The sequence below is a fragment of the Candidatus Minimicrobia sp. QA0096 genome (genome assembly GCF_963967315.1).
Taxonomy (GTDB): domain Bacteria; phylum Patescibacteriota; class Saccharimonadia; order Saccharimonadales; family Saccharimonadaceae; genus Nanosynbacter.
Genome location: NZ_OZ017288.1, coordinates 326906 through 339230 on the forward strand (window position 1 = coordinate 326906; position 12325 = coordinate 339230).

The following is a 12325-nucleotide window of genomic DNA, read 5'->3' on the forward strand; positions in this document are numbered from 1 at the left end:
GTTAAAACACATTACGCTTATGATTGCAAGTCAATATCTTATTTGCTACAGTTAGATCTATGAGAAAGCTGGGCATTTACTTAGTTATAACACTCGGAGCGATACTACTCGCGCCTTTTGTGATTGACCAGCTATTTTTCTTCTTTTTCCTAGGAAAAATCCCCTTCACGAACATCAGCCTGCCCGCAATTTTAATGGTTATTTTCTGGGCAATTATCGTACCGTTGGCAATTATCCTCAGAAAATCACTTTCTGCCCTGTTCTGGGAATTCATTAGCATTGCCGGCGAAATCGCACAACGACGAATCAACAGAAAAATCCGCTACTTTACGCCAAATCAAAAAAGCGAACTCATTTTATTATCAATTTATCTACTTTCCAACATAGAGAAGAGCGAGCCTTATGATGAGATTGAATCTCAAAAGCTCGCTCCATCTATGACCTAATTTTTTACAGTCGTTTTCTCAGCACCAACGCACCAGCGGCGACAGCCACAACAGCTAATCCACCGACCATCCAAGTTGAAGTTCCTGTTTCAGCCAAACGTCCTGACGCTTTTCCTGGTTTCTGCCCAGAAGTGGCAGAAGTAGAGCCTGTGGATGGAGCGACAGTTCCGCTCGCGCCTGAGCCGGTACCGCCAGGAGTTACAGATGGAGGCGTTGGTAGAGTTGCTAGGCGATAATAAGGTGCGCCCGTTGTCATGTCGTAAAACATTGCGAACATTCTGGACGCCGACGAAGACGAATAAACGCTACCAGAACCAGCCTCATTATCACCCCGCGACGTCCAGGTTTTACCGCCGTCTACTGACATTACAATATATGGCAAATTGGAGGCATCCATGACTGCTGGTCGAACGTAGACAAACAGCCTCTTACCATCATCACTAATCCCTGTCTGCATAATATAATCATCCACCTTCTGAGTCGGAACTTTAGTAGGAATAGGCGCCCAGCTGACGCCGCCATCTAATGAAATTTTGTGACCATCAAATAGGCTGTTACCGTTAGTGCTGATGGACATGAGGGTTGTATCATAGACAGCGTGAGTCCCAGCACTTGTCCAAGTTAAACCGTAATCATCAGACCTCTTTACTGCACTAGGGGTTCCATCTATCGCAATCATCTTTCCGCCATCAAGTACGCGCTCGGGACAAATATTACCTTTTTGCGTCCAAGTTTGACCATTGTCAGTAGAAACATAAAGCGGAGGGGTTTTACCGTCATCTCCACACCTAGCCAGAGTGGAACCGTCTGGGCTCATAAATAAATGATTATTACTGGGGTCTATATTATTAGACTTCACCCAATTGTGCCCACCGTCAGTTGACATATAAAAAGATTTTTCTCCACGCCGACCATTCACAATCATCTTAGACCCGTCTGTGTTTACTAGCAATCTATTCGCGAAATCTGGCATCGCAAAACTATTCCAACTTGCACCATTATCTGCGGAGATTAACAATTTCATATCGCCAGTATTAGCATCTTCTCGCAGTATAAAAAGCTTTGATCCGTCTGGACTAATACTCGCTTCTCTAAATTCATCATCTCCTGGTACAGTTACATCCCTCCACGTATACTTAGGCGATTCTTCTGCTCTAACCAAAGGAGATAAGACTGCCAATGCTGATAATGCAAATACAAATACCAAGGACAGTATCCCTCTGTATACTACACGTTTTCTGTTCTTAATTAACATCCGTTCCCCCATTTTTTTATTTTTCTATGCGAAACCATCCTTCCGATTTTAGCATAACCGAATTTCAGGCGTCAACAGAAGGCAGGACAGATTCCAGCCATAACTGTAGTTCTTGCAAAATAAACTGCTGTTCGTCGGTCGCACTAGGCGCTAATCGTTGCAGAGATTTCATAAATTGCGGCATTTGCGCCTGTAAATGCTCAGTGCGCCATTCCTCCCATTGTCGCAACTCATCTTCACTCAGCAAATTAGGGAAACTTCGTGCTTTATAATGCAACAATAGTGGCGACAATCGCTCATCCTGAAAATCCGGATGAAAATCAGCCAACTCGCGCTCGCCAGCATTACGCACAGCTTCAACGCGAACTCGATCGCTATTGTCCAAAAATCCATCGTATAATTGCGCTTCCGGGTCGGTCATTTTCTTAAACTCTGGCTTATTTTCAAATATACTACGCAGCCTTTCGGCAAAATCTGGATGAGAAAGTAAAATATCTTGGTGCTTCTGTACAGTTTCCGCATCCAGAGAAATCTTCTTCCAGCCATCGCCCTGAGTCAACACGCCAAGTGGCGAAACTGCCGGGCAGCGATTATATTGCAATTCCTTAACTGGCAATTTAACGAAATCCTCAGCTTGCCTTTCTTCCCATGTTGCAAATATCTTCGCCGACAATTCCTCAACGCTCAGATCAACAAACGGCGTCGGATCGTAACGCAAATCATAAACAATCACGCCACCATTTCGACTCGTGGTTAGCGGAAAAGCCACAGTCGTTTTGGCTAATTCTTTATCATAACGACCACTCGCATAAACAAAAGGTTTTTTATCATCGACATTCACCAGTTTCTGAACCAATTTCTTATCGCGCATTTTCAGCAAATAGTCGTACATTTGCGGCTGGTTCTGTTTAATCAATTTAGTCACAGCAATCAACGCGGTCACGTCAGCCAGCGCGTCATGGGCATTTTCATGTTCTATACCATTAGCTTTCGTGATGAGCTCCAGGCGGTTGCTCGGCTCACCTTTATCGTCAATTGGCCACTCAATTCCCTCAGGTCGAAGCGCCCTGGTCAAGCGCACCACGTCCAACAAATCCCATCTGGATCGACCGTCTTTCCAAGTCCACTCATATGGATCGTAAAAATTCCGCCAAAACAAATGACGAATAAACTCGTCGTCAAAACGGATATTATTAAATCCAACAGCAATCGTATCAGGCGTAAATATTTCCTCGCTTAACATACGCGCAAATTGAGCCTCAGTATAGCCTTCTTCGACAGTTTTTTGCGGCGTTATACCCGTCACCATCAACGCATCAGGACTCGGCAGCGTATCGTCATTCAACGTCACGAGAATATTGTACGATTCACCAATCGGCTGCAAATCCATATCGGTTCGCTGACCAGCAAATTGCATAATTCGATCTTGCCTGGGATTAAGACCGCTAGTTTCAAGATCGTAAAAGAAAAATGTTTGCGCCATATTTATATTATACCATCAAGCTCACGCTAATTTACACCAGCAGAATCTATTGCTCGACCAATGTAAACGGCATAGATTCGCCAATCTGAATCAAGCTTTCACCAATCGCCCCTTGACGTAATAATTCATGAGTAATCCCCATTTTTCGCATAATATCTCGTAAGCGATTAACAGATTCAAACTGATCAAAGTTAGTCCGACGAGCAAATTTTTCAATCTTAGCGCCCGTAACAATAAACTCAATCTCCTCATCTTCATCGTCAGTCTCATTAAATTCAGCGTCAGAAACACGCCTTACAGACCAAGCATCAGAAATAACCTGATCGTCTAACGAAATTGTTGGCAAATCTTCCTCTTCTTCATCAACAATTTCAGCTTCACGTTCTCGATACCCAGCAACTTCATCACGCAACATTCGTAGAAGCTCAGTCACTCCGTCGTGTGTCTGAGAAGAAATCGCCACGACCGGCGCGCCATTAGCTACTTTTTGAAGGGCAGTCGACTGCATAGCAATAATCTCATCATCCAAGCCTTCGCATTTGGTCAGTGCTATTATCTCTGGACGCTCCGCTAATGATTCGGAATATTTTTCCAGTTCGTGACGAATTGCCTGATATTTCTCCGCCGGATCATCACTATATACATCAATCATATGAAGCAGCACGGCTGTTCGCTCGACATGTCGCAAAAATTGATCGCCCAAACCTTTACCTTCCGATGCACCTTCAATCAACCCCGGAATATCAGCAATCAAAATCGACCCATCATCGACGTCAGCCACTCCCAAATTCGGCGTCAAAGTCGTAAATTCGTAATTAGCAATCTCCGGACGCGCATTAGAAACCACACTCAGGAACGTCGACTTACCAGCGTTCGGAAATCCAACCAAACCAACATCAGCCAATAATTTCAATTCCAACTCTGCCTCAAATTCCTCGCCAGCCTCACCAAGTTCAGCAATTTTAGGCGTTTGGCGCGTACTAGACGTAAAGTGTGCATTTCCAAATCCACCATCTCCACCGCGAGCCACCACTGCTTGCTGCTGATCTTCGGTCAAATCCGCAATTACCATACCGTCGCGCTTCACCAGAGTACCCATTGGTACCTTAACAATTAGTGGTGCACCACTTTTTCCTCGTTTATTACGTTTTCCGCCATCACCGCCCTTTTCAGCTTTAAGTTCTGGCTTATATCTAAAATTTAAAAGCGTGTTAAGATCTTTCGTCGCCAAAAAAACAATATCACCACCACGACCGCCATCACCGCCATCAGGACCACCCTTATCGACGTATTTCTCATGACGAAAACTAACTACACCATTACCGCCTCTACCGGCGCGCACTAAAACTTTTGCAATATCTACAAACATATCTTTAGTATACCAAAAAGCACCCCATCAGTCGACGGGGTGTTACTCTGGTGTCATTTTAAATTTTAGTGAATGAAGTTATAGCGACCAGCCTCAGCAAGCGGCACGATGCGAGAAGAGATAATATTATAACCCGCATAATTCATATCTGAAACATAGATATTCTGACCATCTACTCGTTCCACGATACCGACGTGTCCATAGCCATAGCCACCCCAAACATTCTGTATAATAGCACCCGGCGCTGGAACATTGTTAACCACGAGCCCAGCAGCACGAGCACTAGCACTCCAAGCCTTAGCATGACCCCAGAAACTACCAATTGGACGACCCAACTGCAAACGACGCTCGTATGCATACCAAGTACAGTTACCAGCCGCATAGCGGTTACCGACAGAAGCGGTCAACCAACTTCGACTCGCACTCGTAGTAGTCGACGACGAAGAATATCGATTGCCATATGACCTACTTCGCGAAGCAACATAACCAGGTCGCTCATTTTCCGGAAGCTCACCTCCAGGCAATACAATTCTAGAGCCAATAGACAGCTTAGCACCGTCATCGATATCATTGTATAGGACAACACGCTCAGCGCTCGTCTTATACTTTTCTGCCAGAGATTGGGCAGTATCGCCGTCTTTAACAGTATAGACAACACCGTCAACAAGAGGCACAACTAGAGTCTTATTCGGCTCTACGGCGTCCGAAGTTGTATTATTAGCCCAACGAAGCGTCTGAGATGAAATCTTAAACTTCTTAGCAATAGACTCAATCGTATCACCCTCTTTGGTCACGTAAGATGAAATACCACGCGCCGCCGAAGTGTCTGGCTTAACAATGTCAGGTTTTGTTATAACTTCTGCATCATTCTGAGAAAGACTCTTCTTAATTGTTAGTGAAGTTTCAGACTCGCGTAAATCACCAGCCGAAGGCAATTCCGCCGTTTCCGCCAAGTTAGTTACAGCATTAGCTGCTGCCAATTCATCTACTGAAGCTGTTTTAGACTTAGCAGACTTAGATACCGATGAAACACCAGTAGTTTCAGATGATGCCAAAGTTTTTGATCTTTCAGCGGATACATTACTACCACTATTGCCGTAGATCAAAAATGATATAGTCAATAAAAATATTCCACCGTAGATTGCAAATGATTGCAGTTTACGTTTTTTACTCCGAAGAGATGTAAAATGGTTACGAATAATCGTTCTCCTTGTGTTGATGTTACCATCAGCACTTCTACCAAATTGTCTTTCTTCTCGCAATAGAACAGGATATGTTGTCGACCTAATTGATTATTATTATTCTACATTAGTTTTGCTATATCCGTAGCGACAATTTTGGCAGGTCATTTATCGTAATTCACCCCTGTTGATAAATTAGACAAATGATCTAACATCTATTTTACACAACATTGACAATAAAGTCAATAAATTTTATAAAATGCGTTTTTGTCAAGAAATCTGACACTTCTTTTGACAGTGAGCCTTGACATTAGCCTCGTGCTCTTCGTTGGTTTTTGCAAAATACGTAATATCATCGTCGCCGCTCAGGAAATATAGATAATCAGAGTTTATCGGGTCGGCAGCGGCGTTCAACGCGCTCAAACTAGGCGAAGCGATTGGCCCAGGAGTTAGACCTTTTTGGATGCGTGTATTATATGGCGACTTAAGGTTCGGCGAGCGCTCTACCCCTGTTTTGTCAGCAATATATTGATATGTTACGTCAGAGCCTAGCGGCATATTGGCTTTCAGGCGATTGTAAAATACGCTAGCAATCTTACGTTGATCTTCACAAGTTTCCGCACCAGACCCGCAGCCAATCGATTCGCGCTGAATAATCGACGCTAGTGCTATCCCTTGATATAAGGTCAGCCCACGAGCTTTAAATTTCTCCTCCAGATTATATTTCTTAACAATTTTCTCCAGATGATCAATTGAGCGCTGCAAAACCTGTTCTGCAGTTTCGTCTGGGGAAATATAGAATGTTTCACCGTAAATATACCCTTCAAGCCCAGCATTTTCCGGTCTACCCGCAAAAACTAGACTGTCATACTTAGCAGCAAATGCCTTTTTTATCTGATCATCCGAGAATCCCGCCTTAAGCAACACAGATTCAACTTCTCTGCCGTCAGAATTCTTCATTTTTTTATTCAAAGTCGATCCAGGATAAAATGTTATAGCAATCTCATCAGTTTTACCGCTGGTCAAATGATTAATTATCTCATCGACAGATTGTGAAGCTTTTACAGAATAAACGCCAGCTTTGAATTTGCTTGCCGAATTATGAAGCCTTGTGTAAATAGAAAATGCTAAAGAGTTTTTGATAATTTTATTATCCTCTAAAGTTTTGGCAATATCACTAGATCCCATACCTTCTTTAATATTAACTCTGAAGGCTTTCTGGCTATTTACGTCGGCAGGAGAAAGCATCTGCTTATACCACACTGTTGCCCCGAGAGCGCCGATTCCAGCGATAGCCACAACTATTGACAACACCAATAACCAAATACGTTGTTTACGAATTTTCATAATTCTCCTCCAAAAAATCCTGCAAAATTATGCTAGCAGCCTCCGCATCAATCTCGCCCTTATCTTTAATTTTATTACCCAATCTTTGCTCAGCCTGCACACTTGTTAAAGATTCGTCCTGAAAAACAATCTCAGTATCAAGCTCAATATCTTCAAATTGCTTAACAAATTCTTCTACAAATTCCGTCTGTTTCGTTGGTTCGCCAGATTGGTTTCGTGGATATCCCACTACGATCGTATCAATATCGTGCCTCAATACTAACTCTGTTATTTCCTGGACGATATTTTCATTATTCTCCAACCAACCGAACGGCACGGCGATCTTCACTTGCAAATCCGCCATAGCCAAACCAATTCGCCGCGACCCAACATCTAGCGCTAAGAAGTTTTTACTTGACATCTTTTATCTTAAACTCGACATTAATCTTATTGATATCTTTTGGAACAGATTTAACCCAGAATGGCGAGAATTTAACATCGACATCTTCAACACCTTCGATAGATTCAATAGCAGACTGAACCTCTCCGTAACTCTTGCCTTTGGCTTGATCCTTTACGTTCGCTTCTTTAATATCTGGACCAACCTTGCCATTCGTAGTTAAGCGCACAGTCTGTGTATTATGCGCCTTAGAAAATTGCGAGAACGCAACCTTACTTACTCCATTGTCATAAATTCTCTGCGACTTCTTACCAGAAATCTCCTCTTTAAGCTTTGCTTCTACAAAGTTTTTTAGCTCATTCTTATCAATAGCCAACGCGCTGGCGGTAATTGTCGATTTTAGAGTTACAGCTCCAGTCGCTTCGCCATCTACCGCTACACTTGAGCTAGGATCTGATCGATTTTCAACGTAGCTTTCCGCTATAACCGTTGCCGAATCGCCGAATGATGACAACAATTGCTCTTTTAATCCATCGATCTTCTTTTCGCTCAGTTTGCTTTTCGCCGATTCTATATCACTAGCCGTCACAACCGTTGCAGTTTTATCGGTGCCGCCACTAGTAGCAGACCGCAGCGACGCAGAAATGTCATCAACCGAAATGCTCATACTACCAGTTGCCGCATTATACTGAGCCCCGCCCTCACTGGCGGTAATAGACCCAGAAGCAGATCCCGGACATTTATATCCTGGACAACTCCAACCCAACGTAGCCCCTGGAACAGTCACAGAAGAATTCAAAGTATAAGATAGTCCACTATTTTTCAAAATTGTGCCAGCTGAAATAGTCACACTACTTGACGATGAGTTACTGAAGACAACTACTCCAGTAGCTTTTTCTCCTACATTCTTCTTACCCGTAGCGGAAAATTCAACACTAACTTCCTTTGCTAATTCTTTCTTTACAGACTTGATAACATTAGATTTAGCGTTCGTAGCAGCACTTTCGCTTAAACTAACCGTATCACTAACCGTCATGCTGGTAGTTTTTGCAGAAATAACAACTGTAGCATGCGGCGCAAACCAAATTGCCCAAACCAAAAATACGATCAAAAGTAAGGTACCACCGCCTATCAATAAGAACTTCTTACGAAATGTATTAAAATCAGGAACTTTCGGTTTTTTAACCATCTTTTTCAGAGAGCCTAACCCCTTAGGCTCCTTCTTGTTTGCGTCAGCTATAACATTATCTACGGCAGAGTCTTCATCGGATTTCTTTGATCTTTTCGCAGAATCCGCCATATCTCCAACCGCCAGTTTGCCGCCATCAATCACATCATTGTCGTCATCAACTTTCAGAACTGGAATCTCCGCAATTTCTGGCTTGCTCTGAAGTGTTTTTGCGATCGGAATTTTCGCCGTTGCCGCCAACCCAGCCAAAACCGAATCGTTCGTGATTAATACAATTCTCTTATCCGCCGAAGTTGCCGCCCGAGCTAGTAATCGAATATTGACCGCACTCTGTAAAACGCCAATTCTTCGAGGCGGCACTAACGCAATAATCCTCTCTTTCGACGCCTTAATCTTACTAATTATCGTCGTAATGTCGTCTTCTACATCGATATAAATAACGTCTTTATTCATTTTAAATCTTTAACAACCTATTTACTTTTTCAACTAAACTATTACCGTCTTGGCTACCGATAATTGTATCGTATCCAACTCGCAACAAGCCCATTGCGGTTACAAATGTGTGATCGCTAATATCTCCGGTTTCGTCAACTATTCCTGTAATATCGCTTGGATTGATATATTGAACTACTGGTTTCTTAGTAAAAGGCAGGTCTTCTGGCCAGCGTCGAGTTTTCAGAGCTTCAGTAATTTTTTGCAAGCTTGATCCGCCGCCACACAGTAAAATCCTATTCGGCAAATAATCGACATTATCAAAATCGCTCAGCGCCAATTCAACACCCGATAGCCAAACTTCCAAAGTCTTATCGATCGCCGCGTCAACTTTTTTCTTTACGCTAGGCTTCAAATTCTCATTATCAATATTCAGCTTCAACTTTTCTGCATCTTTGAAACTTAAATCCAGGTCAGCCGCAATAGTTCTAGTGAAACTTCGTCCACCAATACCAAACATCTTTGTGCCTTCGACTCCGCCGTCATTAACAACTGCAATATCCGTCGTGCCACCACCAATGTCCGCTAGAATCGCCGTGAAATTGCTATCCGTATCCGATCCTAAAACGCTCCTACTCACTGCAAATGGCTCAGCAGCCACAGCCACTAAATCCAGCGCAAGCTCGTCAGCAACCTTCTCCAGCGCGCCAATATGAACCATCGGAGCAAACGCCGTGTAAATCTGCACCGCCACATCTCGCCCTTGAAAACTAATCGGATTTGAAACTTTATAGCCATCAATATGAATACTCACCAACGCCGAGTTAACCAGCTTCACCTCAACATCTTCATTGCCAGTTTCTAGTGCAATTTGAGCCTGAGCCTTTCCCTGGGCTCGCTCCTGAACTTTCTCAATAATGAACTCCATCTCGGCAATGTCTAATGGCTTATTCGGCTGTGGCCTACGATAGCGAATAGTATTCGTAACGCCCTTAACTAATTCGCCCGCGATACCAATAACGACTCGCTTACCCTGAACGCCAGCTTGATCCTCAGCTTCAGATAGAGCCTCTTCGCAATTCGCTACAACACCAGCAATATCAGCAATCGCACCGCTGTGCATATCGCCCATTTCCTGCTGTTTTCGACCAACGCCGATAATCTTCAGCTCGTCGTCTTTAACTTCGGCGATCAACGCCTTAACCACTTCCGTACCAATATCTAAGCTAACCAATAGTTCGCGACTATCTTTATCAGACTTCTTCAACATGTCTTTCAATGCCATATAATAAATATTATATAACGCTTGTGATTTTAGAGCAACAGTTAATTATCTATCTTAAAACAGCCTTGATTCGACGAATTCCAGCCGAACTAGATTCTTCTTTGGTGATTTTGAATCGCTTGCCATCTTCAGACAAAACTCCAGTGTGTTCGACGTGTGGACCGCCGCAAACTTCAAAGCTAACAATGTTACCATCCTTGCCAATGGAATAGACCTTAACCTCATCACCGTAACGCTCACCGAATGCACCAATTGCCCCCATGCTCAATGCCTCGTCGGTCGGATAAACAGCAAAGCTAACTGGCAAATCTTCATCAATCCAAGCGTTAACTTGATCTTCGACCGCCTGTTTTTCCTCAGGTGTCAATTTGTCGTGATTAAAATCAAAGCGCAATCGATCAGCGGTAATATTACTTCCGTGCTGCTGTAAATCTGGCGCATTCAAAACCTTACGTAACGCCGCACCCAACAAATGCGTCGCCGTGTGATATTTCAGATGAATAGAGTCGTGACCTTCCAAGCCGCCGCTGAATTGCCCCTTGCGAGCCGTCTTAGAGCGCTGTCGCTGCTCATTCATTTTCGCGGTAAATTCCTCGCGCCAATTATCCGAAAGCTTAATTCCTTGTTTATATGCCTCTTCCGTACTGAGTTCCACTGGGAAGCCGAAAGTGTCGTACAAAGTGAACAATTCTTCACCAGTCAAGCCATCGTCAATGTAGCGCTGCATTTGTCGCAAACCTTTTCTCAAAGTCTGGCGAAAAGCTTTTTCTTCCTTAACGAGGACAGCAATTATATTATCACGGCTATTCTTCACCTCTGGAAAATCAGCCTCGTACAAATCAGCAATCGTCGGCACAACTTCTTGCAGGAAATTCTGCTCGATCCCCAAGTCAAAACTATAACGAATTGCCCGACGGAGCAGACGACGCATCACATAGCCCTGCTCTTTATTACTTGGCACACACCCATCAACCGCCATAAACGTCGCAGCCCTCAAATGATCAGCAATCACTCGCATACTTTCGGTGTGTGAAGCGTAATCCTTGCCACTCAGATCTTGCAGTTTTTCAACAATTGGCCACATCAAGCTAATCTTGAAGACATCAGGATCATTATTTGTTGCAGCTGCGATTCGCTCAAGTCCAGATCCATGGTCAATATTTGGCTTATCAAGTGGCTCAAATTTGCCCTCGGCAACTTTTTTATACGCCATAAATACGTTATTGCCAATCTCCATAAATCGACCGCAATCACAGTTCGGATGACAATTTTCACCAAATTTTGGATCATGCTCAATGAAATCAAACTCATAAAACATTTCGCTATCTGGACCACACGGATCACCAATTGGAGTAGTTTCTGGACCACCATTACGGCTCCACCAGTTTTTACTACCATCATAAAAGAAAATTCTTTCGCCCGGATTTATACCGCGAGATGCACCTTGCTCCTCGCTGCCGATATCTGCCATTTTTGCGTCAATACCTTTTTCCGCAAACTTTTTCTGCCACAATTTAGCCGCTTCAACATCTTTTTCAATATTATATTCTGGCGCACCAATAAAACAAGTTACATATAACTTCTGAGGATCAAGACCAATCTCCTCGGTTAAGAATGTCCACATCCAACCAATTTGCTCTTCCTTAAAATAGTCGCCCAAACTCCAGTTTCCAAGCATCTCAAAAAACGTTGTATGACGATTGTCGCCAATATCGTCGATGTCCTGCGCTCGCAAACACGTTTGAGAATCGGCAATTCTTTTGCCTTTGGGATGCGCCTCACCAAGCAAGTACGGAATCATCGGCTGCATTCCGGCGCCCGTAAATAAAGTCGTCGGATCATTAGTTAAAATCAACGGCGCACGCTCAACAACGGCGTGACCCTGTTTTTTATAAAATTCAAGATATTTACTACGTATTTTTTGGGCATTCATGAGTGTAATTATACCATAAAATAACC

The 12325-nt window shown here is 43.4% G+C and carries 10 protein-coding genes; 1 reads left to right on the forward strand and 9 read right to left on the reverse strand.

All coding sequences use genetic code 11. From position 1 onward, the window contains the following. The first annotated feature begins 59 nt into the window (after positions 1 to 59). Complete coding sequence (locus AACH20_RS01770; protein ID WP_338503577.1) at positions 60 to 446, forward strand: hypothetical protein; 387 nt, start codon at positions 60 to 62, stop codon at positions 444 to 446. 4 nt (positions 447 to 450) lie between these two features. Here AACH20_RS01770 and AACH20_RS01775 read toward each other — a convergent pair whose 3' ends face one another. The 9 genes from AACH20_RS01775 to AACH20_RS01815 all read right to left on the reverse strand — a co-directional run bounded on the left by AACH20_RS01775 (position 451) and on the right by AACH20_RS01815 (position 12299). Beyond that, positions 451 to 1701, reverse strand: coding sequence for a WD40/YVTN/BNR-like repeat-containing protein (locus AACH20_RS01775; protein ID WP_338503580.1), 1251 nt, complete (start codon positions 1699 to 1701; stop codon positions 451 to 453). Between the two features lie 64 nt (positions 1702 to 1765). After that, positions 1766 to 3184 (reverse strand): exodeoxyribonuclease I, encoded by a 1419-nt coding sequence (gene sbcB / locus AACH20_RS01780; RefSeq protein WP_338503582.1) that lies wholly within the window; start codon positions 3182 to 3184, stop codon positions 1766 to 1768. Positions 3185 to 3230: 46 nt separating this feature from the next. Further along, positions 3231 to 4553: a GTPase ObgE gene (obgE, locus tag AACH20_RS01785; protein WP_338503584.1), complete on the reverse strand. Its 1323-nt coding sequence runs from the start codon at positions 4551 to 4553 to the stop codon at positions 3231 to 3233. A 65-nt stretch (positions 4554 to 4618) separates the two neighbouring features. Then, entirely contained in the window at positions 4619 to 5815 is a 1197-nt protein-coding gene (locus AACH20_RS01790; protein ID WP_338503586.1) for a LysM peptidoglycan-binding domain-containing protein, read from the reverse strand. A gap of 189 nt (positions 5816 to 6004) precedes the next feature. Then, complete coding sequence (gene mltG / locus AACH20_RS01795; RefSeq protein ID WP_338503588.1) at positions 6005 to 7081, reverse strand: endolytic transglycosylase MltG; 1077 nt, start codon at positions 7079 to 7081, stop codon at positions 6005 to 6007. Further along, on the reverse strand, positions 7068 to 7481 hold the full coding sequence (gene ruvX, locus AACH20_RS01800) for a Holliday junction resolvase RuvX (protein ID WP_338503590.1): 414 nt from the start codon (positions 7479 to 7481) through the stop codon (positions 7068 to 7070). The genes mltG and ruvX overlap by 14 nt, the downstream gene beginning before the upstream one ends. Then, entirely contained in the window at positions 7471 to 9102 is a 1632-nt protein-coding gene (locus tag AACH20_RS01805) for a hypothetical protein (protein WP_338503592.1), read from the reverse strand. Before AACH20_RS01805 ends, ruvX begins: the two co-directional genes overlap by 11 nt. 1 nt (position 9103) lies before the next feature. After that, positions 9104 to 10366, reverse strand: coding sequence for a cell division FtsA domain-containing protein (locus AACH20_RS01810; RefSeq protein WP_129636425.1), 1263 nt, complete (start codon positions 10364 to 10366; stop codon positions 9104 to 9106). Positions 10367 to 10415: 49 nt separating this feature from the next. After that, positions 10416 to 12299 carry an alanine--tRNA ligase gene (locus tag AACH20_RS01815; RefSeq protein WP_338503594.1) on the reverse strand — a complete coding sequence of 628 codons (1884 nt, stop codon included), beginning with the start codon at positions 12297 to 12299 and terminating at the stop codon, positions 10416 to 10418. Between the last annotated feature and the right edge of the window lie 26 nt (positions 12300 to 12325).

What these genes read in the sequence shown, in the direction of transcription:
- AACH20_RS01815 (WP_338503594.1), bottom strand. Translation starts at nt 12,299, where the DNA reads ATGAATGCCCAAAAAATACGTAGTAAATATCTTGAATTTTATAAAAAA.
- AACH20_RS01770 (WP_338503577.1), top strand. Translation starts at nt 60, where the DNA reads ATGAGAAAGCTGGGCATTTACTTAGTTATAACACTCGGAGCGATACTA.
- obgE (WP_338503584.1), bottom strand. Translation starts at nt 4,553, where the DNA reads ATGTTTGTAGATATTGCAAAAGTTTTAGTGCGCGCCGGTAGAGGCGGT.
- AACH20_RS01805 (WP_338503592.1), bottom strand. Translation starts at nt 9,102, where the DNA reads ATGAATAAAGACGTTATTTATATCGATGTAGAAGACGACATTACGACG.
- AACH20_RS01775 (WP_338503580.1), bottom strand. Translation starts at nt 1,701, where the DNA reads ATGTTAATTAAGAACAGAAAACGTGTAGTATACAGAGGGATACTGTCC.
- sbcB (WP_338503582.1), bottom strand. Translation starts at nt 3,184, where the DNA reads ATGGCGCAAACATTTTTCTTTTACGATCTTGAAACTAGCGGTCTTAAT.
- AACH20_RS01810 (WP_129636425.1), bottom strand. Translation starts at nt 10,366, where the DNA reads ATGGCATTGAAAGACATGTTGAAGAAGTCTGATAAAGATAGTCGCGAA.
- ruvX (WP_338503590.1), bottom strand. Translation starts at nt 7,481, where the DNA reads ATGTCAAGTAAAAACTTCTTAGCGCTAGATGTTGGGTCGCGGCGAATT.
- mltG (WP_338503588.1), bottom strand. Translation starts at nt 7,081, where the DNA reads ATGAAAATTCGTAAACAACGTATTTGGTTATTGGTGTTGTCAATAGTT.